35 protein-coding genes and 3 pseudogenes are annotated in these 22,959 nt (G+C 65.5%); 12 read left to right on the top strand and 26 right to left on the bottom strand.

What is annotated here, in order from left to right:
* The first annotated feature begins 2 nt into the window (after window positions 1-2).
* Together GNX96_RS47805 and GNX96_RS47800 are read left to right on the top strand one after the other, a co-directional pair.
* A complete protein-coding gene (locus GNX96_RS47805) occupies window positions 3-842 on the top strand; it encodes a glycosyltransferase (protein WP_279579012.1) in 840 nt (279 codons plus the stop codon).
* A complete protein-coding gene (locus GNX96_RS47800; RefSeq protein WP_390623876.1) occupies window positions 776-1,153 on the top strand; it encodes a glycosyltransferase in 378 nt (125 codons plus the stop codon). The genes GNX96_RS47805 and GNX96_RS47800 overlap by 67 nt, the downstream gene beginning before the upstream one ends.
* Window positions 1,154-1,284: 131 nt before the next feature.
* Here the strand turns inward: GNX96_RS47800 and GNX96_RS01325 are convergent, their stop codons facing one another.
* From GNX96_RS01325 to GNX96_RS01290, 10 genes are all read right to left on the bottom strand, one after another.
* The gene (locus tag GNX96_RS01325) at window positions 1,285-2,178 is read right to left on the bottom strand and encodes an endo alpha-1,4 polygalactosaminidase (protein ID WP_163566687.1); all 894 of its coding nucleotides are present in this window, start codon (window positions 2,176-2,178) and stop codon (window positions 1,285-1,287) included.
* Window positions 2,179-2,247: 69 nt separating this feature from the next.
* Window positions 2,248-3,081, bottom strand: coding sequence for a carbohydrate ABC transporter permease (locus GNX96_RS01320; RefSeq protein WP_163566686.1), 834 nt, complete (start codon window positions 3,079-3,081; stop codon window positions 2,248-2,250).
* Window positions 3,081-3,692: a carbohydrate ABC transporter permease gene (locus GNX96_RS47795; RefSeq protein ID WP_279579010.1), complete on the bottom strand. Its 612-nt coding sequence runs from the start codon at window positions 3,690-3,692 to the stop codon at window positions 3,081-3,083. Before GNX96_RS47795 ends, GNX96_RS01320 begins: the two co-directional genes overlap by 1 nt.
* 336 nt (window positions 3,693-4,028) lie before the next feature.
* Entirely contained in the window at window positions 4,029-4,202 is a 174-nt protein-coding gene (locus GNX96_RS47790) for a hypothetical protein (protein WP_279579009.1), read from the bottom strand.
* Window positions 4,202-4,780 (bottom strand): extracellular solute-binding protein, encoded by a 579-nt coding sequence (locus tag GNX96_RS47785; protein ID WP_279579008.1) that lies wholly within the window; start codon window positions 4,778-4,780, stop codon window positions 4,202-4,204. The genes GNX96_RS47790 and GNX96_RS47785 overlap by 1 nt, the downstream gene beginning before the upstream one ends.
* Window positions 4,710-5,339 (bottom strand): ABC transporter substrate-binding protein, encoded by a 630-nt coding sequence (locus GNX96_RS47780; RefSeq protein ID WP_279579007.1) that lies wholly within the window; start codon window positions 5,337-5,339, stop codon window positions 4,710-4,712. Before GNX96_RS47780 ends, GNX96_RS47785 begins: the two co-directional genes overlap by 71 nt.
* Window positions 5,336-5,683 (bottom strand): SMP-30/gluconolactonase/LRE family protein, encoded by a 348-nt coding sequence (locus tag GNX96_RS01305; RefSeq protein ID WP_163566685.1) that lies wholly within the window; start codon window positions 5,681-5,683, stop codon window positions 5,336-5,338. The genes GNX96_RS47780 and GNX96_RS01305 overlap by 4 nt, the downstream gene beginning before the upstream one ends.
* Window positions 5,614-6,258: an SMP-30/gluconolactonase/LRE family protein gene (locus tag GNX96_RS01300; RefSeq protein WP_163566684.1), complete on the bottom strand. Its 645-nt coding sequence runs from the start codon at window positions 6,256-6,258 to the stop codon at window positions 5,614-5,616. Before GNX96_RS01300 ends, GNX96_RS01305 begins: the two co-directional genes overlap by 70 nt.
* Window positions 6,258-7,025: an SDR family NAD(P)-dependent oxidoreductase gene (locus GNX96_RS01295; RefSeq protein WP_163566683.1), complete on the bottom strand. Its 768-nt coding sequence runs from the start codon at window positions 7,023-7,025 to the stop codon at window positions 6,258-6,260. The genes GNX96_RS01300 and GNX96_RS01295 overlap by 1 nt, the downstream gene beginning before the upstream one ends.
* Entirely contained in the window at window positions 7,022-7,963 is a 942-nt protein-coding gene (locus tag GNX96_RS01290; protein ID WP_163566682.1) for an alcohol dehydrogenase catalytic domain-containing protein, read from the bottom strand. The genes GNX96_RS01295 and GNX96_RS01290 overlap by 4 nt, the downstream gene beginning before the upstream one ends.
* A 150-nt stretch (window positions 7,964-8,113) precedes the next feature.
* On the opposite strand from GNX96_RS01290, the gene GNX96_RS62105 reads away from it, so the two are divergent.
* The 5 genes and pseudogenes from GNX96_RS62105 (at window position 8,114) to GNX96_RS47765 (ending at window position 10,203) form a co-directional block, all read left to right on the top strand.
* Window positions 8,114-8,467, top strand: coding sequence for a helix-turn-helix domain-containing protein (locus tag GNX96_RS62105; protein ID WP_390623875.1), 354 nt, complete (start codon window positions 8,114-8,116; stop codon window positions 8,465-8,467).
* A pseudogene (locus tag GNX96_RS62100) lies at window positions 8,353-8,655 on the top strand (IclR family transcriptional regulator domain-containing protein); the annotation flags it as partial. The gene GNX96_RS62105 and the pseudogene GNX96_RS62100, both read left to right, overlap by 115 nt.
* A 59-nt stretch (window positions 8,656-8,714) precedes the next feature.
* Window positions 8,715-8,876 (top strand): hypothetical protein, encoded by a 162-nt coding sequence (locus GNX96_RS47775; RefSeq protein WP_279579006.1) that lies wholly within the window; start codon window positions 8,715-8,717, stop codon window positions 8,874-8,876.
* On the top strand, window positions 8,873-9,850 hold the full coding sequence (locus GNX96_RS47770) for a family 4 glycosyl hydrolase (protein ID WP_279579005.1): 978 nt from the start codon (window positions 8,873-8,875) through the stop codon (window positions 9,848-9,850). Before GNX96_RS47775 ends, GNX96_RS47770 begins: the two co-directional genes overlap by 4 nt.
* Window positions 9,748-10,203 (top strand): family 4 glycosyl hydrolase, encoded by a 456-nt coding sequence (locus GNX96_RS47765; protein WP_279579004.1) that lies wholly within the window; start codon window positions 9,748-9,750, stop codon window positions 10,201-10,203. Before GNX96_RS47770 ends, GNX96_RS47765 begins: the two co-directional genes overlap by 103 nt.
* Here GNX96_RS47765 and GNX96_RS01275 read toward each other — a convergent pair.
* From GNX96_RS01275 to GNX96_RS47730, 13 genes and pseudogenes are all read right to left on the bottom strand, one after another.
* A complete protein-coding gene (locus GNX96_RS01275) occupies window positions 10,196-11,209 on the bottom strand; it encodes an amidohydrolase family protein (protein WP_163566681.1) in 1,014 nt (337 codons plus the stop codon). The genes GNX96_RS47765 and GNX96_RS01275 overlap by 8 nt on opposite strands.
* Before the next feature lie 328 nt (window positions 11,210-11,537).
* Window positions 11,538-11,894, bottom strand: coding sequence for an asparagine synthase-related protein (locus GNX96_RS47760; RefSeq protein ID WP_279579003.1), 357 nt, complete (start codon window positions 11,892-11,894; stop codon window positions 11,538-11,540).
* Window positions 11,895-11,956: 62 nt separating this feature from the next.
* Window positions 11,957-12,636 (bottom strand): annotated as a pseudogene (locus tag GNX96_RS47755) (asparagine synthase-related protein); the annotation flags it as partial.
* On the bottom strand, window positions 12,636-13,397 hold the full coding sequence (locus GNX96_RS47750) for an asparagine synthetase B family protein (protein WP_279579001.1): 762 nt from the start codon (window positions 13,395-13,397) through the stop codon (window positions 12,636-12,638). The gene GNX96_RS47750 and the pseudogene GNX96_RS47755, both read right to left, overlap by 1 nt.
* Window positions 13,398-13,408: 11 nt before the next feature.
* On the bottom strand, window positions 13,409-13,849 hold the full coding sequence (locus GNX96_RS01265) for an antibiotic biosynthesis monooxygenase family protein (protein ID WP_163566680.1): 441 nt from the start codon (window positions 13,847-13,849) through the stop codon (window positions 13,409-13,411).
* Complete coding sequence (locus GNX96_RS01260) at window positions 13,846-14,166, bottom strand: antibiotic biosynthesis monooxygenase family protein (protein ID WP_163566679.1); 321 nt, start codon at window positions 14,164-14,166, stop codon at window positions 13,846-13,848. Before GNX96_RS01260 ends, GNX96_RS01265 begins: the two co-directional genes overlap by 4 nt.
* A gap of 1 nt (window position 14,167) precedes the next feature.
* Window positions 14,168-14,905 (bottom strand): SDR family NAD(P)-dependent oxidoreductase, encoded by a 738-nt coding sequence (locus tag GNX96_RS01255; RefSeq protein ID WP_163566678.1) that lies wholly within the window; start codon window positions 14,903-14,905, stop codon window positions 14,168-14,170.
* A 23-nt stretch (window positions 14,906-14,928) separates the two neighbouring features.
* A complete protein-coding gene (locus tag GNX96_RS47745; protein WP_279579000.1) occupies window positions 14,929-15,207 on the bottom strand; it encodes a DUF1772 domain-containing protein in 279 nt (92 codons plus the stop codon).
* A gap of 184 nt (window positions 15,208-15,391) precedes the next feature.
* On the bottom strand, window positions 15,392-15,688 hold the full coding sequence (locus tag GNX96_RS47740; RefSeq protein WP_279578999.1) for an SRPBCC family protein: 297 nt from the start codon (window positions 15,686-15,688) through the stop codon (window positions 15,392-15,394).
* 2 nt (window positions 15,689-15,690) lie between these two features.
* Window positions 15,691-15,849 (bottom strand): SRPBCC family protein, encoded by a 159-nt coding sequence (locus GNX96_RS47735; protein WP_279578998.1) that lies wholly within the window; start codon window positions 15,847-15,849, stop codon window positions 15,691-15,693.
* Window positions 15,849-16,106: an acyl carrier protein gene (locus GNX96_RS01240; RefSeq protein ID WP_163566677.1), complete on the bottom strand. Its 258-nt coding sequence runs from the start codon at window positions 16,104-16,106 to the stop codon at window positions 15,849-15,851. Before GNX96_RS01240 ends, GNX96_RS47735 begins: the two co-directional genes overlap by 1 nt.
* Complete coding sequence (locus tag GNX96_RS01235; protein ID WP_279578997.1) at window positions 16,106-17,188, bottom strand: beta-ketoacyl synthase N-terminal-like domain-containing protein; 1,083 nt, start codon at window positions 17,186-17,188, stop codon at window positions 16,106-16,108. The genes GNX96_RS01240 and GNX96_RS01235 overlap by 1 nt, the downstream gene beginning before the upstream one ends.
* A 150-nt stretch (window positions 17,189-17,338) precedes the next feature.
* Complete coding sequence (locus tag GNX96_RS47730) at window positions 17,339-17,731, bottom strand: hypothetical protein (RefSeq protein WP_279578996.1); 393 nt, start codon at window positions 17,729-17,731, stop codon at window positions 17,339-17,341.
* Window positions 17,732-17,834: 103 nt separating this feature from the next.
* Between GNX96_RS47730 and GNX96_RS47725 the strand changes: the two genes are divergently transcribed.
* On the top strand, window positions 17,835-17,966 hold the full coding sequence (locus GNX96_RS47725; RefSeq protein ID WP_279578995.1) for a hypothetical protein: 132 nt from the start codon (window positions 17,835-17,837) through the stop codon (window positions 17,964-17,966).
* On the opposite strand, the pseudogene GNX96_RS47720 reads toward GNX96_RS47725, so the two are convergent.
* The 3 genes and pseudogenes from GNX96_RS47720 to GNX96_RS01225 all read right to left on the bottom strand — a co-directional run.
* Window positions 17,919-18,083: pseudogene (locus GNX96_RS47720) on the bottom strand (beta-ketoacyl synthase N-terminal-like domain-containing protein); the annotation flags it as partial. The gene GNX96_RS47725 and the pseudogene GNX96_RS47720 sit on opposite strands and share 48 nt — an antisense overlap.
* A complete protein-coding gene (locus GNX96_RS47715; RefSeq protein WP_279578994.1) occupies window positions 18,062-18,607 on the bottom strand; it encodes a beta-ketoacyl synthase N-terminal-like domain-containing protein in 546 nt (181 codons plus the stop codon). The gene GNX96_RS47715 and the pseudogene GNX96_RS47720, both read right to left, overlap by 22 nt.
* The gene (locus GNX96_RS01225) at window positions 18,604-19,044 is read right to left on the bottom strand and encodes a cupin domain-containing protein (RefSeq protein WP_279578993.1); all 441 of its coding nucleotides are present in this window, start codon (window positions 19,042-19,044) and stop codon (window positions 18,604-18,606) included. Before GNX96_RS01225 ends, GNX96_RS47715 begins: the two co-directional genes overlap by 4 nt.
* A gap of 143 nt (window positions 19,045-19,187) precedes the next feature.
* Here GNX96_RS01225 and GNX96_RS01220 point away from each other — a divergent pair, with 143 nt between their 5' ends.
* The 4 genes from GNX96_RS01220 to GNX96_RS01210 all read left to right on the top strand — a co-directional run bounded on the left by GNX96_RS01220 (window position 19,188) and on the right by GNX96_RS01210 (window position 22,862).
* Window positions 19,188-19,637: an anthrone oxygenase family protein gene (locus GNX96_RS01220; protein WP_163566675.1), complete on the top strand. Its 450-nt coding sequence runs from the start codon at window positions 19,188-19,190 to the stop codon at window positions 19,635-19,637.
* Between the two features lie 96 nt (window positions 19,638-19,733).
* A complete protein-coding gene (locus GNX96_RS01215) occupies window positions 19,734-20,111 on the top strand; it encodes a pyridoxamine 5'-phosphate oxidase family protein (protein WP_163566674.1) in 378 nt (125 codons plus the stop codon).
* 289 nt (window positions 20,112-20,400) lie between these two features.
* Entirely contained in the window at window positions 20,401-21,177 is a 777-nt protein-coding gene (locus tag GNX96_RS47710; RefSeq protein ID WP_279578992.1) for a dolichyl-phosphate beta-glucosyltransferase, read from the top strand.
* Entirely contained in the window at window positions 21,075-22,862 is a 1,788-nt protein-coding gene (locus GNX96_RS01210) for a glycosyl transferase (RefSeq protein ID WP_279578991.1), read from the top strand. Before GNX96_RS47710 ends, GNX96_RS01210 begins: the two co-directional genes overlap by 103 nt.
* Window positions 22,863-22,959: the final 97 nt, after the last annotated feature.

Raw genomic sequence — 22,959 nt, 5'->3', positions numbered from 1 at the left:
CGATGAAACACGCGCCCCGATTCCAGGACCTCACCCCGCGACCCAAACAAAGCCGCAGCTGGGAAGCTGTCGTGGGTGCGTTGCGCCGGCTGTTTGTCGAGCCCGCCCCCGGACAGTTGCGTGACTACACCGAAATCCTGTCCGACTTCGACGCGGATGTGGTCATCAACGAGTCGACTGCGGGCCTAGGCCCGCGGCTGCTGCACGAGTTGGGCGGCCCCCCGTGGGCACGACTGGGCGTCAGCCCGCTGCCAAGCCTGCCCACCTCCGCTATCCCGCCGCTCGTGTCGCCCGCGGTTTTCGCCGATCCACCGGAAGTTCTGCCCTATTCCGACGATCCCGGGGTGCAGGACCGCTATCGGCGGATGAACTGGGAAGCAGCCAATGTCCACATGTCTCAGTTGACCGAGGCCCTGGACGAACTGCGGGCCAGGTTCGGCCTCGGTCCACAGCCAACTGGCGAGACCGGCTTCGCCGCCACCATCTCGCCATTTCTTCAGCTACAGACCGGAACCCTGGCTTTCGACTACCCCCGCCCAGAACTTCCGGCGCAGGTACACCATGTCGGCCCACTTCTGCCGCCTGGGCCCGATGTTTTCGAACTGCCGCCGTGGTGGCAGGACGTGGTCAGCGCCGACCGGCCGGTCGTGCACGTCACCCAGGGCACGGTGGCAACCGATCCGACCAGCCTGCTGCGCCCCACCCTCGACGCACTCGCGCTGACGACGATGTCCTTGTCGTTGCCACCGCCGCGAATCCGGCCGATCTCGGGCCGCTGCCGGCGAACGTACGGCTGGCCAAGTCCATCCCGTATGCGTTGCTGCTGCCGTACGTCGACGTGATGGTCACCAACGGTGGCATCGGCGGCATCCTGGCCGCGCTGACGCACGGTCTGCCGCTGATCGGCGGTGGCCGTACGGAGGACAAGCCAGCGGTCTGCGCCCGGATCGCGCACACCGGTGTGGGGATCGACCTGAAGACCGATCGGCCCACGGTGGGAAAGATCCGTGATGCCGTACGGGCAGTCCTGAGCAACCCGTCCTACCAGCGCGCGGCCGTTCGCGTCCAAACCGACTTCGCCCGGCACGACCCGCCGGTGGAAGCCGCTGTCCTGTTGGAAAGGCTCGCCGAGACAAAGGCGCCGGTTGTATGATCTCAGCGGCGGGATCGAGGTCTCGGCGTTAGCTACCGACAAGCTCGACCGGCAACTGGTCCATCAATCCATGATTCACGATCCCGGCTGCGCGCCGGGCAGCGGCCCGGCGCGCAGCGATCCTCATTTATTTAGGGACAGAGCTCGTAATGATAGGCAGGATCGCCCTTGGGAACGACGTTGCGATCGCGTCGGATGATCGACACGGTCGCGCCATGGTCCGTGCAGGCGGCCTTGAACTTCTTGGCGCTCTCGTCGGTGTATTCGATCTCGATGTAGTTGTTCCCGTACGCGGCGGCATAGTCACCGCATTCGTCGTAGAAGCCGCATTCCTCGGCGATCGCGAAGTTGAAGCCGACCTCGGTCTTACCGGTGGTGCCGAACTCGCTGTTGGTGTTCTTCTGCGCCACCGCCAGTCCCTTGGTGTGCGCGTACGGCACGAACAGCACCATGAATGCCTTGTCCTGAGCGAAAGTGAGCCGGCCACCTGACCTGCTGTACGAGTCGAGGTTGTCCGGTTCGATTGCCTGGAAGCCGGAGGTCTGGCAGCCATCGATCCAGCCCTCTTCGATGGTGAGGATCGACTGGCGTTTGGCGTCCGTCGAAACATCCAGCAACGCCTCTTTCCAGTCGGTGTCAATCACCGGCTTTCCCTTGCTGTCCTTCAACACCAGGTCGTTGTGGTATTTGACCCACCAGGAAACTGTGCCGTAGTCAGGCTCGGCCGGCGGATTGTCACCGTCTGGTTGAGTCTGCAATGCGTTGATGTAGCAAATGTTGTACTTGCCCGCGACCGGGGTGGACGTCCGGTCGCGGTCGACGATGGCGACCGATGCCGCCGGGGGATACGCGCCGCCGATTTGGTAGTCGAACTGACCATGAGCGGGCGGCAGGGTTACTGCGGCAGCTGCGGGGCTGGCCGCGACAACCAGCGAAAGGCCGAGAAGGCCGACGGTAGTGGCTGCGAGTAAAAGACGGAACGTCCGGCGGGCCGGGCGGGCGTCTGGGCAGCCGAGGACTCGCATGGCATCTCCCTTTGTTTCTCTGTGGGGGGGACAAACGAAAGCGCGGACCTCCCTTCTTTTGTCGTACGATCAGCCTTTGAGGCCGGAAAAGGTCATGGTCGCGACGAACTGTTTCTGGGCGACCATGAAGAAGAGGATCAGCGGCGCGGTGGCCACCACGTTCCCGGCCATCAGCAGGGACCAGCGGGTCCGCCGGGTGCCGAGGAAGTCTGAAAGACCCAACTGCAACGTGTAGTTGTGCGAGTCGTTAATCGCGATGAGTGGCCAGATGAGGTCGTTCCAGGATCCGATCAAGGTGAAGATCGCGAGAGTCGCCAACGCCGGCCGGGCCAGCGGCAGGATCACCCGCCAGAAGGTCCCGTAGGGCGAGCAGCCATCCAGCCTGGCGGCTTCTTCCAACTCCACCGGCAGGGAAAGGAAAAACTGCCGCATCAGGAAGATCCCGAAGGCGCTCGCCAGCCATGGAACGATCGCGGAGGCAAGCGTGTTGATAATCCCGAGCCGGCTGAACATCACGTACGTCGGGATCATCAGCAGCTGGGTCGGGATCATGATGGTGGCCACGATCATCAGGAAACCCAGGTTCCGGCCGGGAAACTTCAGCCGCGCGAAGCCATAGCCGGCCAGCGAACACAGCACCAGATGCGCGAGCACCGACGTGCCGGACACGATGACGGTGTTGAGGAACCAGCGAATGATCCCCGACTGCTGGAAAAGCTCCACATAGCCGTCGAACGTGATCCGGGACGGCCAGAACCGCGGCGGGAAGCGGTTGATGTCCGCCTCCGGTTCCACCGAGGTCATCACCAACTGGACGAGCGGGAAAAGGAAAATCAACGCGGTGGGGGCAAGCAAGAGGTGCCAGGGGTTCAAGCGCCGGCGTTTGGTGGCGGGGGCGGTCATCAGAACGCCTCGACTTTGGCCCGGCGGGAATAGACGACCATGCCGATGGTGATCAGCATGGTGACCGCGAAGAGGCCGTACGCGACCGCCGATCCGTAGCCGAAACGCAGCCCCCCCCGAAATGCCTGGTCCCAAAGGTAGTAGACGACCGTCTCGGTGGATCCCAGCGGCCCGCCCTTGGTGGTGACGAAGACGAGGTCGAAGAGTTGCAGCGCGGTGATGGTTTGCCAGATGGTGGTGAAAACCGTCACCGGCGCCAGCTGCGGCAGCACGATGTGGCGAAAGATCCGCGGCGCGGAGGCGCCGTCCACTCTGGCCGCCTCCACCAGATCGGCCGGCATGTCCTGTAAAGCCGCGAGGTAGACGACAACCGTGAAGCCGAGCTGCTGCCACAGCGCCATCACCGCGATGACGATCATCGCCTGCTGCTGGCTTTCCAACAGTCCCTGGGCCGGCAGCCCGAGCACTCGCAGAATGTTGTTGGCCACCCCGAACTGCGGGTTGAAGACATAGTTCCCGAGGATCCCGGTGGCGACCGCCGATGCCACGAACGGCACGAAAATGCACGTACGATAAAAGCCCACGAACCTGATCGGCCGGTTCAACGCCACCCACCAGCAGCAAGCCGAGCAGAAAGATCGAGGCCGGTACGAAAAGCGCGGTGAAAAGCAGCGTGTGGTCGACCGCCGCCGCGAGGTCCGGATCGCTGGCCATCCGCTGGTAGTTCAGCCAGCCAATGTCGGTGGCCGGCGTGAAGCCGTTCCATTTCTCCCGCGAGAGAAAAAATGCCCAGATCGCCGGGAAAATCGAGAGACCGACCACGATCAAGGTCCCCGGACCAGTGAAGGACAGGCCCACGCCCAGCCGGCCGACGGCCCGCCGTGGCCGTCGGCTTGCCCTGGAGGGCGCCGAAACGCTGGACGGCACTGGCCGGGCGAGGATCGCCATCAGTCCCCCGCCAATGCCTGGTCGGCCTTGGTCGCGGCCGCGGCCAAGGCGTTCTTTGGCGTCGACGCTCCCTGCATGACCTGGGAAATCGCGGTGCCCACTGCCTGGGACAGCCCGACATACCCAGTCACCGTCGGACGCGGTTTGGTGGCGTTCGCGAAGTTCGCGACCATCACGTCGATCCCCGGATAGTTTTCCGAAGTTCCTGGTATGCGGCGGAAGACTGTTCCGAGGCGCGCAGTGGCAGGTTCTCCTGGGCGAGGTTCCAACGGGCGTCCTGGGTCGGATCAGTAAGCCACTTTGTCAGCTGGTACGACCAGTAGGCGCGGCTCGCGTCCTGATGGTTCAGCAGCACCCATAAATCGGGGCCGGCGACAGTGGTATGCACGCCGTTAAATGCCGGCAGATAGGTCACGCCGTACTTTGTACCCGCCTGAGACAGATCGTGCAGCATCCACGGCCCTGAGATGATCATCCCGATCCGCCCGGAGGCGAACAGCGGACCGTACTTTTCGCTGGTCTGGTCGAGATAGACGCTCTTGTCGTCGACGGCCATCGATCGCAGGAAGTCCAATGCTCGTACGCCCGCGGGACTGTCGAAAGCGGATTTCCTGCCATCCGCGCTGATCACGTTCCCACCGAGTTGCCACAGCAGCGGCCAGAGATGCCAGGTGGTGTCCTCACTGCCGTCGTCGCGGATAGCCGAAGCCGTACGTGGTGGTGGCCGGATTGGCGAGTTGTTTCGCCGCACGGCGAAAGTCGTCCCAGGTCCAGCTGTTCGTCGGGTACGCCACGTGGGCCTTGTCGAACACCGTTTTGTTGTAGAGCAAGGTCAGGTTGTCCACGATCGCTGGGAAACCAATGACCTTGCCGCTGGCGGCCGCGGTCGCCCGACCGGCCGGTGGCAGCTCCGACCAGCGCACGGCCGGATCGCTGATCTGCTGGCTGATGTCCAAAGTACGGCCAGAGGAGGCCAACTCGCTGGCCCAACTGCCGTAAGCGTACGAGACATCCGGATATTGGTTGCTGGCGAAACCAGCCGAGAGTTTCTGCAGCAGGTCATCGGTGGTGGACGCGCCGGCGGAGATGTTGATCGTGACATTGGGGTGCAGCTTGTGGAAGTCCGCGGCCAACCCTTCCAGGGTTTTCTCCGCGTCCGAGGCTTGCCCGGTCCACCACGTCAGGGTGACTTTGGCGGCTGGGTCAAGCGGCCCACTGGCTCCTTGGCCGGAGCCAGCACAGCCGGCGACCCCGACAGCCAGTGCGGCAGCGGTGAAAACAGCGACAAGACGGCGGTTCGTCAACGTCACGTTGCCCTCCTTGGACATCCGTGCGGACTCGCTGGGGACGAGTCAGGAAGGGAAAACAGCGCCGCGCCGGCAACTGACAGGCCGGGGACGTCGGTATGGAAGAAATGCACGCGACCGCTGCCTGGATAGGCTTTTAGGGTCGCCTCGTTCAGGCCTGTACGAGCCGTCGTCAAATAGAGCGTACGCAGGTCCTCATCGCCGAACGCGACACTCGTGACCCGCAGCGCTGGCACCGAAACCTGCGCGGTGACGTGGCCGGTGGCGTCCAGTCGGATCACCCGGCCGCCGTCCCAGAGCGCCACCCACAGGCCGCCCTGCGCGTCGACCGCGATCCCGTCCGGCATCGCGTCGTCGTCGGTGTGGGTATAAAAGACTGGCGCCGCCCCCCGAGTGAGCCAGTGGTTTCGTCGTACTCACGGGCATAAATCACCCGGGCCGCGGAATCCACGTGGTACATCGTCCGGTGGTCGGGCGACCACGCCAGACCGTTGGAAATGCCCAACCCGGTCACCAGTTCATGGCAACCGCCGTCCTGGTCGAGTCGGTAGAGGCAGCCCAGGCCTTCCCTGTCGTCGTACGCCAACGAGCCGGCGTAAAGTCGACCGGCCGGATCGCAGCCGGCGTCGTTCATCCGGACTTTCGTGGGCTTCCGGAAAATCTCGTACGACGACAGGGTTTTCCATTCCGGATCGCGCAGTTCGAAGCCGGTTTCGACAGTCAGCAGCCAGTTTTCGCCGGCGCGTACGACCGCGCTGACCGGCTGGCCCACGACCACCGTCCGGCAGCCCTCGGTGCCCGGGTCAAGCATGTGAACAAAACCCGCGAGCAGGTCGACCCAGACAAGGCGGTGCGTTCGCGCGTCCCACCACGGACCTTCCCCCAAATCGCACACTGGCCCCCGCACGTCCTGCACCAGCATCACATCACCGCTACCTGACCGCCGTCGACCGCGAGCACGGCGCCATGCACGAAAGCCGCGTCGTCGCTGGCCAAGAATGCATATGCGGCGGCGACATCCTCGGGATTGCCCACCCTGCGCAACGGAATCCGTTCGTTCGCATACCGCTGGGCGAAGTCGCCCGGTAGCCCGCCGGCGATCGTCTGGTTCAGTGGAGTGTCGATATATCCGGGACAGATCGCGTTGACCCGGATGCCGTACGGGCCGAGTTCCACGGCCATGCTGCGGGTGAGTTGAAGGACTCCGCCTTTCGAGGAGTTGTAATGCGCGTAGTCCTCCTCACCGCCAAGCGCGTTGGTGGACGCCATGTTGATGATGGAACCGGCGCGTCCGGCGCGTACGAGCAATTGCGCGGCGGCCTGCGCCACCGAAAACATTCCTCGCAGGTTGACAGCCATGATCCGGTCCCAGTGCGCGACTTCCAGCTGCTGCAGAAATGGCTCTCGCCAGGAAATACCGGCATTGTTGGCGACCACCGTGAGCGCACCGACGGCCGCGTCCGCGGCCTCCACCGCGGCGATCGCCTGCTGGTGGTCGCTGACATCGCACACCTGACCGGAAATCTCCCCTCGTTTGCCGAGTTTTTCCAGCGCTGCGGCCAGTGCGTCCGGCTCGTGCCCGGTTATGTACACCCGGCAGCCTTCTTCGAGGAACCGCTGGGCCGCGGCCAACCCAATCCCGCTGGTGCCGCCGCTGACCAGCACGCCACGACCGGCGAGGCCCATCATGTGCCCACCACCGAGTCGGGCACGATGACCGCCTTCGCGATCGCGGTGTTTTCCGTTTGCCAGCGAGTAAAACGGCGTCCGCCTCGGACAGCGGCACGTCGGTGGTCCACGACAGGTCCAGAGTGGTCGCCAGATCGACGGCGGCGGCGAAATCGGCTGGCGTGTAGGCAAACGATCCGACGATTCGCTTTTCCTGCCGGACGACGAGGATTTCCGGCCAGTTGCACGTCGTCGGCGGCCAGGCCCAGCCACACCGCGGTGCCAGCCGGGCGGCATCTCTCGATCGCACTGACCCTGGTGACCTGCGCGCCGACGGCGTCGAAAACCGTGTCGTACTCACCAGGAAGTGCGGTGGTCACAGTCAGGCCGAGCGACTCGGCCACCTCTCTCCGGTCCGTGGAAGTCTCGCTGACGGTCACCTCGGCGCCGTGGAAACGGGCCACCAGCGCACAAACCAAACCGATCGCCCCGGCGCCAATCACCCCGACCCGATCCCCGTCACCGCGCGCTGACCAGGCGTGTACGGCGTTGGCCAGCGGCTCGATCAACGTGGCCGCGCTCCAACCAACCCCCAGCGGTAAGGGATAGAGCGCTCCGGTCGGGACCGCGACAGTTTCCGCGAAACCACCCGGGCGACTCACCCCGAGCAATCCCCTGGTCCGGCACACCTGAGGCTCGCCGCGCAGGCAGGAATCGCAGCTCTGGCAGGAAATCAGCGGGTTGATCACCACTCGGTCGCCGGCATCGGTGGTGCCGACAAACTCGTGCCCCATGATGAGCGGTGGCACTCTCATGCCCACCGTACGGAATCCATGCAGTTCACTTCCGCAGATTCCGCTGGCACGGACAGTCACTACAGTCTCGTCTTCGGCCGCGTCTGGAGGCGGCACATTCTGCAACTCGACGCGCCCCGCGCCGGTGAAGACCAAGGCGTGCATCAAATCCCTCCGTCCAGTCGATGGGTGGCAAGGTAGCATCGATCCTGTCAGCGGACTAGCGTTTCTATGAGCGGAATGTGATTGTGACTCGATGAGCACACCCCTGGGTTCCCCAGCCGTCCCGGCGCACCAGGCAGTCGACCGCGCCCCCTGCAGGTCCTGACCTTCCTCGGCCGGCACCCGTCAGGCGTTTCCCTGCAGCAGATGTCGGCCGGCCTCGGCGTGCCCAAGCCATCTCTGCATCGGATTCTTTCCTCGATGCGCGCCCGCGCGGTTTCGCCACCCAACAGGAATCTGGCGGCGTCTATTTGCTGGGCGCGGCCGCATTGGAGGCAGCCTTCACCTTTCACGCTGGATTCGACCTGCGGCAGGTGCTGCACCCGCTGGTTCTGTCCGTACGCGACCGATTCCAGCAGACCACCCACCTGGCGTGCCTCGCCGGCGGTGAGATCAGCTATGTCGACAAAGTGGAGGCGAATATCGGCGTTCGTATCACTTCGGTGATCGGCGGCCGAAACCCTGCCCATGCCACCGGCGTGGGCAAGGCGTTACTGGCACATATTCTCCCCGACCGCGCGGCCGTCGGCGAATGGGTCAGCGAACACGGGCCGCTGGTTCAGCGTACGCACCACACCGCGACCACCGCCGGGGCATTGTCCGATGCCTTGGATGCCGTACGGGAAACCGGCTTCTCGGTCGATGACCAGGAAAGCGAGCTCGGGCTGCTCTGCGTCGCGGCGCGCGCGTTCCGATGGTTTTCGGGGAACTGTCGCCACACACCGCGGTCAGCGTCACCGGCATGCGCGACTCGATGCTCACGCTGGGCATCGAGCGGATCGGCACCGAGTTGCTCGACCTCATCACCCATTTCGACTTCGCATCCCCGCCCCCCGGAAGGACCGAGCAGTCGTGACCGTCATCAGCTTTATCGGCGCCGGCAGCGTCGAATTCACCCGCGACCTCGTCGCCGACCTTCTTCGCTTTCCAGACCTGGAAAATCTCGAGCTGCGCCTCCATGACATCGACGACAGCCGGCTGCGGACCGCCGATGGAGTGGCCCGCTCGGTGGCCGAACAACTCGGTGCCGCGCCTACGATCGTAGCCACCGCGGACCGCCGGGCCGCACTGGAGGGCGCCGACTTCGTCATCAACATCGTCCAAGTCGGCGGTTTGGCCGCGACTCGCACGGATTTCGACATTCCGGCCGCGTACGGACTGCGACAGACCATCGCGGACACCCTCGGCATCGGCGCGATTTTCCGGGCGCTACGAACCTTCCCGCTGCTCAGTGCCCTCGCCACGGACATGGCCGAAGTCTGCCCGGACGCGATTCTGCTGAACTACACCAATCCGATGGCGATGAACATCTGGTATCTGTCCCGGATCGCCCCGAAACTGCGCGCGTACGGACTGTGCCACTCGGTCTACTGGACAGTCGTGGGGTTGAGCGAGGTCATGGGCATCCCGCACGAGGAAGTCACGTTCCACTCCGCGGGTGTCAATCACCAGGCGTGGCTGCTCACACTCGAGCGGGATGGGGAGGATCTCTACCCACTGCTGAACACCCGGATCGCCGCCGATCCAGAGCTGCGGCGGCGCGTACGGGTGGACATGTATCGCCGGTTGGGCTACTACCCGACCGAGACCAGCGAGCACTCGAGTGAGTACGTGCCGTGGTATCTGAAGAATACCAGCGAAATCGCTCGGCTACGCATCCCGATCGATACGTACATAAAGATAAGCGAGGAGAACGTCGCGACTTTTTTGAGCGTACGAGGGACATTGTGGCGGCAGGCGGAAAGGTCGACATCGAGAGCGAGGCGACGGAATACGCTCCGCAGGTCATCCACAGCATCGTCACCGGCACCCCGCGCCAGATTCAGGTGAACGTGGCCAACACCGGCCTCATCACCAATCTCCCGGCTGGCGCGGCCGTCGAGGTGCCGGCGACCGTCGACCGCGGTGGCGTCCATCCTTGGCACGTTGGCGATCTCCCCGTCCAGTGCGCCGCGCTGAACCGCGCCTTTCTCAGTGTGGGAGAGCTGACTGTCCAAGCGGCACTCACCCAGGACCCGCGCATGATCCGGCAGGCCGCGATGGTCGACCCCAACACCGCCGCCAGCCTGACCGTGGACCAGATCTGGAACCTGTGCGACGACCTCGTCGCCGCTCACGGGACCCTGCTTCCCGAGTGGGCTCGCCAGCCACTCTCGCCTCGCCCGTGGTTTTCCTTCAGCTGACGGGAAGACGCAGAATTCGTCGAGCGTTTCCGGCATACAGGGCGGCAAGATGGGAGGCTGGGATGTCCAGGGCACTGATATCCCAACGGCCCATCGGCGGGATCTCGTCGTCCGGTGCATACCCAAAACACTCGTCGTCGGTCTCGACGAACCGGAACCAGCGATGATATTCCTGCTCTACCACTGGATAGAGGTCGGTGCCGAAGAGCACCTGCCGTGGATGGTCCACGATCAGCCGGCGGGCGGCTCGTGGCTGCCGGCCGAGCTCGGGCATCCGGCCACCGAGATCGACGTGCAGGTTTTCGTACGCGGTCAGCATTCGCGAGACCCGCCGCAAATCCTCCGCCGCGCATCCCACGTGTGCCGCGATAAAAGTCGTCCTCGGATGGCCGGCCACCACCGCTTCCAGCGCGTCGATCAGGCGATCGAAGGTCGGCAGCCCGGGCTTGCCGAACCACCAGTCCGGGTTCGTGGCGAGGTCCTCGATGCGCTCGTTGTGCTGGTCTATCGGCTCGAAAAACGCGACGGGATCGGCGGTATGGATAAGAACCGGGAGGTCCAGCTCCGCTGCCGCGTCAAAGACCGGCGCCACCCGATCGTCATCGGGCAGGACGAGCTCACCGCGTTGGTCGCGAAATTCCAGGCCGAGATTCTTCCAGACTTTGAGCCCGCGAGCGCCGACCTTGGCCGCTTCGTGGAGCTGGTCGACCAGAGTCTGCGTCGCGTTGCCCCTTTCGGCCAGGACCCGGAAGTCGACATGGCAGAAAGTGGAGAATCGGCCAGGGTGTGCGAGGTCGTACCTTTCCAGGTTTTCCTGAAGTTCGGTGCCCCACCGGCCGTCGAGATTGACAATGTGGTCGACCTGGCAGCGATCCATGATGCGGATGAGCTCTGCGACATCTGGAGTCATCCAGGTGCCATCGCCGGTCAACCATTTACCAAGGTGGTTGTGAATGTCCACGCACGGAATCGCGGCGTGCCGTTTTTCGGTTGTGGGCAGGCGCACGGCCCGCCGCGGAAGATAGCGCGCGAGAGGGGCAGGCTTTTCGGGTCGAGAGAAGTCATGGAGACTTCATATCGCATTCTGCCACTGGGCGCCGATATTTCGACTGGCGATCGACGATCTGGGCGCGATATCGCTATCGCCGCCGACCGCCGTACGCACCGACCGCCGGCGCAGCCGCCCCCGGCAGTTCGCTCCCGGCCTACCGGTGACCTCCGAGGACGTCGACGACCTCCTCGCAGGCGGCGACCTCACCGATTTCCGACGCACCGGAAAGACGATCCGCGATCGGAGTGAGCTCGCGTGAGAGCCCGGTGAACCCGGAAGGAGATCAGATGTCGAGGCGGATGCCGTAGTCGCGGAGCCAGGTGTTGACCTGGACCAGCATTTCCACGTTAGCGCGGCTTCGCCAGCCATTGGCGAGGCTTTCCGGGTCGTCGAGGACCGCGCGGGCGCCTTCACGGTCGATGAGTGCGGCGGCGGGCGCCCCAGGATCATCGAGAAGTTCGGTCAGCTCGGAGCGCAGGACCTTCGCGTACGTGGGATCGACGCTGACCGGGAACGGACTCTTTTTCCGTTCCACCACAGACTTGGGCAGCAGGTCAGCGACGGCGGCTCGCAGCACGCTCTTCTCCCGGCCGTCGAAAATCTGCATATCCCACGGGGTGTTGAAGGCATACTGCAGCAAAAACGCGGGTCGCAGTACGGGAAACGGGCCTCCAGGCCGACCTGGCCGCTCAACCGCTCGTCGTTCTTGATGAGCGTTTCCGGATAGCGGGTCAGCTGCATGTACGTCATTTCGCGCATCCGCCGGTTCAGCTTGTCCTCACCGGCGATGGTCGGCACCTCGGTGAGTGCCTGGTGGAATCTTTCGGTGCAGTAGCCGGGAATGTCCAGCCGAGCCCGCAGCGCCGGATGCAGCAGGCCGTTGCCGATGCCGTCGGCGCAGGCACGCTTCTGGGCCAACGCCACCCAGGGGAAGGTGTCGGCGTTGGCGAACTGCGGGTCCTGCAACCATTTGAGGCCACGAAAAGCGAGTCGGCGAGCTGACCGGTGAGGGCCACTCGGGAATGGATCGCGGCCTCCCGATAGAGCAGGTACAGCCCGGTCTGCATGTCGCCGAGCGGGCTCGGCACGTCCCGGGCCCGGATGGTGGCGGCCCGCATCACCGGGTCGAGCAGATCTTCGGTGCTGACCATGACATTCGTGTGCTCGGCGCCGAGATGCTGGACCAGATCGGCCACATAGGGCGCATCCAGGGTCGTACGCACCTCGTCCGGCTGGAAGTTCTCCGCCAGGCCCCGATAGTCGACGGTGAACGTACGCACCGGGCCGGCGCCCCGCGCCTTCAGCACCTTCGCGACCAGCGCGGTGAGGCCACTGGAATCCAGGCCACCGGAGATCAGCGAGCAAATGGGCACATCCGCCATCAGGTGCAGCGCGGCCGATTCCTCCAGCAACTCGCGAACCGTGCCAATGGTGGTTTTGAGGTCGTCGGTGTGCTCGTACGCCTCCAGGCCCCCCAAAACTTCTCGACGGTCAGTCCCTGCCGGCGGATGCGAACCAGGTGCCCGGCGCGAACCTCTTTCATGCCGCGGAAAGCCACCTCGCCAGGGGTGCCGGACTGCGACAGGACTTCACGAAGTCCGTCGAAGTCCACCACTGCGGGCACCGACGGGTGCGCGAGGATCGCCTTGGGCTCGGAACCGAAAAGCACCCCGGTAGGCGTCGGGTAGTAGATGAGCGGCTTGGCGCCAATGTGGTCACGGGCGAGCAGCAGCTCTTCCTTGCGTACGTCCCAAATTCCGAAGGCGAACATGCCGTTGAACCGTCGGGGTGCTTCAGCGCCCCACTGAAGATACGCACGCAGGACCACTTCGGTGTCGCTGCGGGTGCGGAACCGATGGCCGTGCGAGACAAGTTGACCACGCAGCTCATCAGCGTTGTAGATCTCGCCGTTGAAAACGACGACGGCGAGCAGCTTTCCGTCTTCCTCGGCAACCTTGGGCTGCCGGCCACCCTCACGATCGACGACCGCGAGCCGGCGGTGGCCAAGGATCGCCCTCGAGCTGAGCCACAGCTCCTCGGCGTCCGGGCCGCGGCCGGCCAGCGTGGCGGTCATCGCGCGGACCGTGGCGCCGTCCCGGTGCAGGTCACGCTCGAAATCCACCCAACCCGTGATTCCGGACATCCGTTTTCTCCTCACTCAGCGCTTTTTCGTGCTGGTCCACCGGAATCTGCTCCGCGAACACCGCCCAGTCGGCCATCGCGTGGCAGCGGCCGAGGTCCTGCAGACCGCGCAGGACCAACCGGCCGACCGCCACCGCTACCCGCCGAGAGGTCACAACTGCCCGATGACCTGATAAATCCCGTACGGACGGCCGTTCGTCCCGTCCTCGTACGGCCGCAGCTCGGACGTCTGGTTTCGGTGCCGCGCGCCCTCCTCCCACTGCTGGAAAAAGACGGCAGGTCTGTCCACTCGCTCAGCACGGCGAACCGGTCGGTGTCCAAAGTGGACTTCAACAGCTCCGCGCCGACCAGGCCAGCGGTGCCAGCCATCTCCTTGTTGACCCGTTCGTACGCGTCGACCAACGTCTCCTCGGGAGCGGCATAATAGACGACCACACGGACCCGGCCGATCATCGCGCGCCGCTCCGGATTTTCAGCATGTCATAGACGACGTGCATGGTCGCCATGCTGCCCTGTTCGCGGTACGGGTGCAGTTTCTGCCGGTGTTCCAGGTGCTGCGCGCTCTTCTCGAATTCGCGGAACTCCGGCTCGTCGACCCAGTCGCTCATGATGTAGTAGAGGTTTTCCTCATCTCCACTGCGAAGCAGCCACTGACCGAGGTTGGCCGGGTGCCCGGAGATCACGTCGCCAATCGAATACCACGCCTTCTCGAACTCCGGTCCCATCCCGGCCTTGATCTGCATCCGCAGCATGATCCGGAAAACGGCCATCTCACATGCCTCCGTCGACGTTGATGGTCTCGCCGGTGATGAACCGCGACATGTCGCTGGCGAGGAAGACCACCGCGCCGGCAATGTCGTCCGGTTCGCCGAGCCGGCCGACCGAGGTCATGGAGCGATAACGTTCGCGCATTTCCGGGGAAAGTCCGGCGGCCTGGTCGGTGTCGATAATGCCGGGCGCCACCAGGTTCACCCGGATGCCCTTGGGACCGAGTTCCTTGCACAGCGACCGGGTCAGCCCGATCATGCCGGCTTTCGCCGCGGTGTAATGGCCGCGCAACGGTACGCCAACCAAGGCGACCTTCGAGCCGACGCCAATCACCGAGGCCTGGTCCGAAAAGAGGTCCAGCGACCGGCTGACCAACAGATACATCGCGGTCAGGTTGCTGTCCAGCACGTTCCGCCACTGCTCGATGCCCAGTTTCGCCAACGGAATGTGGCTGATCGAGCCGGCGTTATGCACCAGCACGTCCAGCGATCCCAGTCGGGTACGGCATTCGTCGACCAATCGGTCCACGTCCGCCGGCACCGCCACATCGGCCTGGATCACACTGTGCTTTCCTGGAGTTTCGGCCAGGTCCTTCTCCAGCTGCGCGGCCGCCTCAACGTTGCTTCGGTAGCAGGCAACGACATTGCAGCCGGCCCGGGCCAGCTCCAGGCTGACTGCCCGGCCGATGCCCCGGGTGCCGCCGGTGACGACGGCGTTCTTTCCATCCAGATTCAGTTCCATCGCAGGAAACCTCTCGTCGAAGGTCAGATCAGCAGGCCGGCGGTGATGACGTTGCCGAGCAGCGCGAGCACCGCGAGCGCGGTTCGCACCTGGTTCCATTTCGTCCAGTACGCGCGCGGATCCCGGTCGGCGAAGTCCGTCGGCAGCTGCTCCGGGTCCAGCGATCGAAGCCACCGGTTCACCGGCACGTTACGGGTCACCGAAACCGTCACCACCGAGGCCGCCAACAAGGCGCAGACTCCAGCCAGCACCCGACCTGCCGGCACCGGTGCGGTGATCGCGACGAGTACGTCCGCGACCACCGTCCGTCACAGCAAACACGCCGGTTTTGGAACGGATCGTACCGACCGGCCGCGAAAGCATGTGCGCGTACGTAATCGCTCGCGGGCAGCGTGTGATAGAACGGCACGACGCCGATCGTCGTGCCCACCAGCGTGCCTGCCGACAGACCAATAGCCAACAACGCGATCGGCAGCAGGAAAACGGTCATCTCGAAACCGACGCGCTTTCGATTTTCGCCTTGATAGCGGCCATTTGTACGGGCGAGTTCCCACTGATCCGCTCGGTCATCTGCTCCACAGACACCGGCGAGTCGGCCCGCATCTGAAAATCCTGCATCCAGTTCAGCTGGGTGCCACCGTCAACTTCGCGATAGTTCCAGTAGATGTCCATTTCTTCGAACCATCCCTTTTCGATCCGCTGAGCGCGGACCGTACGGGCCACCGGATCCATGACTGGCTCGGACACCCAGCTCCACTTGTTGCCGTTGGCGTCGGGGTGCATCGTCAGTCGAAAGCGAACGGTGTTCCCATCTTGGGACAACACCTCGGTTCGGCGTACTCGGTGAAGAGGTTGGGCCAAGAGGTGACGTCGTTGGTCATTTCCCAGACCACGTCGATGGGTGCGTCGATGACGACCGAGCTTTCGGTGTGTCCGGCGGCCATCACCGCACCGCCGTGCGGTTGTTGACAAAGTCCAGGACCATGCGGGGTGTCTTGAAACCGTTGGCGACGGCGTCGGACACCGACACGCCCCAGTCCCGCTCGACCCGGCTGGCGATTTCCAGTACGGCCAACGAATCCAGGTCCAGGTCGGTGAACGGCGTGTCGAGAATGTCGCCGCCCAGCCGCAGCTCATCCTCACCGACTCCGGCGCTGGCAATCATGAGCTCCCTGAGCTCGGTGAGCGTACGTTCAGACATCAGCTGCTCCTTTTGGTGGGAACCTGGCAGGCACGTACGACCAGAGCCGCGTTGAATCCGCCGTATCCGCGGGCGATAATCAGTGCCGTCCGAACCGGCAGTTGGCGACGGCGGTCGCGAACCAGGTCGATTCGGCAGTCCGGCGACAAAGTCCGGACGCCGATGGTGGGCGGCAGCACGGCGTCGCGAATGGACAGCAGGGCATCGACCAGATCCAGCGGCGCACCGCCGGCGTAAAGACGGCCGGTCATCGTTTTCGGGGCGGTCACCGGCACCGCGTACGCGCCGAATACCGCGCAAATGGCGGCGGCTTCGGCCGCGTCGAGATCCGGATCGCCAGCGGCGTCAGCGAAAACGGCGTCGACCTCGGACGGATCCAGCTCGGCGTCGCGCAGCGCGCCCTGGATCGCGGCGCGCAACGCGGACGGTTGCCCGGTCCACGGTGGCGGGTCGAAAGTGGCCGCATAGCCGGCAATCTCGCCGTACCCGGGCACACCCCGCTCGGCCGCCGACGCGGGCGTCTCGACAATCACGATCGCGCCGCCCTCGCCGGGCACATAGCCGGCCGCCTCACCATCAAAAGGCCGGTACGCGCGATCCGGATCGTCGATCCGACTGAGTCGGCCGTTGCTGAGCTGGCAGGTCAGTCCATACGGGCTGAAAGGCGCGTCGGTGCCGCCGCTGACCACGATCCGGGCGCCGTCGTCGAGCACCCGGCGAGCCTGAGCGAAAGCCTCCAGCCCGCCGGCCTGCTCGGCCACCACCACCCCGCACGGCCCGCGCATTCCATGGCGGATCGAGATTTGTCCTGTCGTCGCCGCGTAAAACCAGGCGATCGACTGGTACGCACCGACGTGCCGCGGTCCGTTGGCCCACAGCCGCTCGATTTCCCGCTGGCCGAATTCAACCCCGCCGGACGAGCTCGCGGTCACCACCGCCATTTCGTATTCGGGCAGCTCGGCGGGCCGGATATCGGCGTCCAGCAAGGCAAGATCGGTGGCGGCCAGGGCTAGATGGGTCCAGTGGTCGGTTTGTGGCACCAGCCGGCCGGGAACCCGGTCCTTGGTCACGAAACCCGGCACTTCGCCGCCCAGTCGGATCGGGTACGTCGACGGGTCGAAGCGCCAGCGGACCGATCGCGGTCTCGCCGCGCAGCGTCGCCGCCCAGTGGTCGTCGTGGCCGAGCCCGGTCGGCGCGAGCACGCCGATGCCGGTGATCAGGGCCCGGCTGGTCATGCCGCTTTCCCTTGCGGTGCCCGCAGAACCATCGCGGTCTGGAAGCCGCCGAATCCGCTGCCGACGCTCAGGACCACGTCCGTACGATGCTCGCGAGCGACCAGCGGGACATAGTCCAGATCGCATTCCGGGTCCGAGTTGTGCAGGTTGGCGGTGGGCGGCACCACGCCGTGCTCGATGGCGAGCGCGGAAGCGGCGATCTCAATCGACCCGATCGCACCAAGCGAATGACCGACCATCGACTTGATCGAGCTCACTGGCACCTCGTACGCGTGATTTCCCAAGCTGCGCTTGAAAGCGGCGGTCTCGTGCCGGTCGTTCTGCTGGGTGCCGGAGCCGTGCGCGTTGAGGTACGACACACTGGTCGGGTCGAGTTTCGCCGCGTTCAAAAGCGATTCGAATCGCCTCGGCCATTTCCCGGCCGTCCGGCTTCAACCCCGTCATGTGGTAGGCGTTGCTCCGCGTCGCATAGCCGGAAACCTCGCAGTAGATATGTGCACCGCGGGCCTGAGCACTTTCCCATTCCTCCAGAAGAAGAACAGCGGAGCCCTCGCCGAGGACGAAGCCGTCGCGCTCACCGTCGAAGGGCCGGGAGGCGTGCGCCGGATCCTCGTTGTTCGCTGAAGTCGCCTTGATAGCGTCAAAACACGCGACTGTGATCGGCGAGATAGGTGCGTCGGTGGAGCCCGACAACGCCACGTCGGCCGAACCCTCGGCGATCAACCGGGCACCGTAGCCGATGGCGTCCAGCCCGGACGTACATCCAGTGGAAACAAGCGAAACGGGACCCTGCGCGCGCCGGCGACCCAGGCCACTTCGGCAGCCAGCGAGCTCGGCACCAGATAGCGGTAAAGATGCGGGGAGCCGTACGAGTGATCCACCAGCCAGTTCCGGCCGGTGTCACTGACGACGACGTATTCCTCTTCCAGTCCCATCGTGCAGCCGACCGCGCTGCCGAGGGTGACCGCCGTTCGGGCCGGTACGAGAGTTTCCAAGCCACTGTCGGCGAGCGCCTCCCGGGCGCTCACCACGGCCAGTTGCGCGGCCCGGTCCATCCGGCGAATTTCCTGCGGGGACAGGCCTTCCGCGGCCGGGTCGAAGTCGCACTCGGCGGCGATCCGGGACCGGAAACCGGTCGCGTCGAAAAGCGTGATGGGCCGGGTCGCCGTCCGACCTTCGGTGAGCAGGCTCCAAAAAGCCTTCCGGCCGATGCCACCGGGAGCGATCACGCCAATGCCGGTGACGGCGACGCGGCGCCGGATCACCGGACCTCCCCGACGGCCTGGATCGGTTCGTGGCCACCGGGCAGCGGCTCGGTGTCCACGTGACCCAGCTCCGGCCGGGGTGCGAGCGGCCCGAGGTGAATGACCACCTGGGCCGGCTCGTCTGCGTGGTTTTCCACCCGGTGCCTGGTTTTGATCGGCACCATCATGGCCTCCCCCGGACCGAGGTCGACCGGCCGGCCGTCCAGTCGGACGGTGATGTGGCCACTCACCACATAGAGGAATTCCTCGGAATACGGGTGGTAGTGCTCGGCGACGAACTCCGCCGGTTCCAGCCTGAGGGTGCCCATGAAACCCGAGGTGGACCCGACGGTTTTCGGGCTGAGCAGGACACGGATGTCGCCACCGCGGCGCCGGTTCGGCGCGATGTCAGCGGCGGCGATCTTCTGGGCGAGCTCAGTGGGGCGCGTGGCGGTCACCAAGGACTCCTTTCGGCACGTCTGTCGTTTCCGCACCATTCCCGGCCACCCTTGAACCCCGCTCGCACGCCACTAGAAGGTCCGTTCTCTAGGGCGGCTCAAGGGATTTCTGTCACGCTGCGGCGAAATCGGAGGGAAGAAGCATGCTCGTACAGACCCTGGGCACCCTGGTGCTGGTGACCAGCGGCATCGCCGCCGGTGTCCTTTTCACCCACGCGGTCGGCGTTTGGCCGGCGCTGCAGGCGATGTCGCCGGAACAGTACGTGGCCGCCCACAAACTGATCGGCCGCGCGTACGACCCGATGATGCCGATCATCGTGGTCAGTTCGACCGTTCTGGCCGTCATCCTCGCGGTGCTCGACGGCCGCCCACCGGCGCGGGCACTTTTCGTGCTGGCAGCGGTTTTCCTGGTCGGCGTGTCCATCGTGTCGCAGACCCGGAACGTACCTATCAACAAACGGGTGAAAGCCCTCGACGAGGTGCCGGCCGGCTGGCACGACCCGCGGCGGTCCTGGGGCCGCTGGAACCTCGCCCGTACGTCCTTCGCGCTGGTCGCTTTCGCGGCCCTCGCGGTGGCGCTGACTTTCCACTGACCGAAGGAGATTCGTGACCCAGACTCAGCGCGGCCAGACCGGCGCCCCGGTCCGCCCGCTCGCCCGCCCCAGCGCAAGGCCGACGGGCCGTCCTGAATGCTTCGCACCGAACGAAACGGCTGGCTCGCCACCGCGGACTCGGCCGGCGGACCGCACCTGGTGCCGCTCGCTTATGTCTGGGACGGCAGCCAGATCGTCATGTCGACCAAAGAGGCCGCTCGTACGGTACGCAACGGCGGCCGGGCCCGGCTGGCGCTCGGCTCCCCCACCGACGTCGTCCTGATCGACGGCGACCTCTGCGTACTCCCCGCGACCGCCAATGTCACCCCAGAAGCAGTGCGGTTGCCCTTGCATCCCAGCCGGGTCCCTGGCTGCGTCTACCTCGTTCTGAAGCCGCGCCGGGTGCTCGCCTGGCGGGACCGCTCGGAAATGCGCGAGCGGGTCGTCATGGCCTCCGGCCACTGGCTCATCTGAGCCTCCAGAGAACTGGCTCATCTGAGTACGAAGCAAGCAGCTGGCTCATCCAAGTGCCAAAGAGGCAGAGCGCGCGCGCCGGCGGTGGCAGTTTGCGCCGAGTCTGGCAGCATCTTGCCGGTGAGTGCGCGCTCAGCGAGAACGTCCGCGCCGCCGAGGACTCCCGAGTCCGAGGGCGGCTTTTTTCCGGGTGCGGCCAGCCGCGGCAAAAATGTGACCCAGGTCATACAACGCGCCGGGTGGTCGTCGGTGTCAGGGAAGTATGAGCCAAAGCGTAAGCCTCCGGCCCATGCATAGCCCGACCCCGGCGAACCAGCCGGTCTCCGCGCAACCGCCGGTCCAGGCGCAGGTCATCGATCTTTCGGTGATCATCCCGGCGTACAACGAGCAGGACCGGTTGGGCACCAGCCTGGCCGCGGTGCACCGCCACCTGAACGCGTCAGGTGTGGCGTGGGAGGTCATCGTCGCCGACGACGGATCAACCGACGGCACCGCGGCCTTGGTCGAGCGACTGACCAGCACGGATCCGCGGGTGAAAGTGCTGCGCGCGGACCAGAACAAGGGCAAGGGCGATGCCGTACGCCGCGGCATCCTCGCCTCGCACGGAAAGCGCGTCCTCTACTGCGACGCCGACCTGGCTACCCCGATCGAGGAGATCGCGGTGTTGCGGGCCGAGCTCGACAGTGGTTTCGACGCGGCGATCGGCTCCCGAGCCGGACAGCAGGCCCTGATCGAGGTCAGCCAGCGGCGCGTACGAGTGTGGCTCGGGCGCCTGGGCAACCGGCTGATCCAACTGCTCGCGGTGCCCGGCATCGCGGACACCCAATGCGGCTTCAAGATGTTCGACGGGGACAAGGCCCGCCAGGTCTTCGCGCTGTCAGTCATCGACGGCTGGGGGTTCGACGTCGAGATCCTCCGGCTGTTCCGGCAGTTCGGCTGGACCATCTCCGAGGTGCCGGTGCGATGGGCGCACCAGCCCGGGTCGAAGGTCCGGCCGCTGGACTATCTCCGAGTCCTTATGGACGTCGTACGCGTACGACTGGCGCACCGGGGGAAGAAGCTGTGACGGTCGACAGCCCGCCCGCCACCGCGGAGGCCGAGCCGGTCCGGCTGCCGGCGTGGCGCCGCTGGCCGATCCACGCCACGTTCGTTGGGGTGTACGTGGTGTTGGCCTGCTACCTGTTCAGCGGCCTGTGGGCCGGGATCCTCTCGCACGGCGACGGTTATCTGACGACCAGCAGCCAGGACCAGTACGACTGGGAGTGGTTCTTCGCAGTGACCGCGCGCGCTCTCACCCACGGCGACAACCTGCTGCTCAGCACCTTGCAAGGCCATCCGCTCGGAGTGAACATGATGGCCAACACGGCGATGTTCGGCCTGTCCATCCCGCTGGCGCCGGTCACCCTGATCTTCGGTCCGACGATCACCTGGGCGCTGGTGCTGACGCTGGGCATGGCCGCCTCGGCCGGCTGCTGGTATTGGCTGATGGTCCGCCACCTGGGCATCTCACCGGTACCGGCGGCGATTGGCGCGGCCTTCGCCGGCTTCGCACCGCCGATCGTCTCGCACGCCAACGCCCACCCGAACCTGGCCGTCTTTTTTCGTGCTGCCGCTGATCATCATCATCGGCAGCTGCTGAAGATGCGTACCGGCGAGCACAGGATCCGCAACGGCGTCATTCTCGGCCTGCTGGTGACCTACCAGCTCTTCCTCGGCGAGGAAGCCCTGCTGATGGCCGCGCTCGGCATAGCCGTCTTCGCGGTCGCGTACGCCGTCGTACGGCCACGGGACGCCTGGGCGTCCGCCCGCCAGCTGTTGCCCGGGATCGGCATCTCGCTCGCGGTCTTCGTACCGCTGGTCGCCTACCCGCTGTGGTTCCAGTTCGCCGGCCCGCAGAGCTACGACAGCCTGCAGCACGGCAACTACGGCAACGACCTCGCGGCGTTGGTGACCTTCCCCAGCCGCGCGTTGGCCGGCGACCATCCGACCGCGCTGGCGTACGCGTACCCGACCGAGGAGAACTCCTTTTTCGGCTGGCCGCTGGTCATCGTGTTCCTGGTGGTGGCGGTGCTGGTGTGGCGGGTGCTGGCCGCCCGGGCGCTGGTGCTGACGACCCTCGCGATCACCGTGCTGTCGCTGGGAGCGACAGTGGCGGTGCACGGCCACGACACCGGCATTCCGATGCCCTGGGCGATCCTCGGCCACCTGCCGCTCTTCGAGTCCATGCTGGACTCCCGGTTGACGATGATCTGCGTACCGACGATCGGGATCCTGCTGGCGGTCGCCACCGATCTGATGCTTGCCCGGACGAACCGGATCAAGGTCGTCTGGTCGATCGCCCCTCGCCGCCGCGCTGGTGCCGATCTTCCCGATCCCGCTGCTCGCGACCACACACGCGCCCACGCCGGCGTTCTTCAGCCAGGGCATCTGGCGCCAGTACGTGCCGGCCGGGAAGAAGCTCCCAGTGATCATCACGGTCCCGACTCCGGAGCCGACGGACATGCGGGCCGCGCACTGGCAAATCGAGGCCGGCCTCGGTTTCGCGTTGCCCGAGGGCTACTTCGTCGGACCATGGGACGGCACCCGGCAGGGCTCTTACGGCCCAGCGCCGCGGCCCACCACCGAACTGCTGCGCCGGGTTCGGGACAGCGGCCAGGTCGCCATCATCACCGACCAGGATCGGCTGAACGCCCAACAGGACTTCGCCTACTGGGGAGCCGATCTGGTCGTGCTGCCGCCGTACGAGAATGACGCCGCCTTGCAGAAGACCATCGAGCAGCTGCTGGGCCCTGGCCGTACGGCCGGCGGTGTGGTGTTCTGGAAAGTGCGAGTCGTATGACAAATGCGA

The sequence above is a fragment of the Fodinicola feengrottensis genome (assembly GCF_010993775.1).
GTDB lineage: Bacteria > Actinomycetota > Actinomycetes > Mycobacteriales > HKI-0501 > Fodinicola > Fodinicola feengrottensis.
The sequence above is the reverse complement of the archived record's forward strand: the minus strand, read 5'-3'. Positions and strand labels throughout refer to the sequence as shown.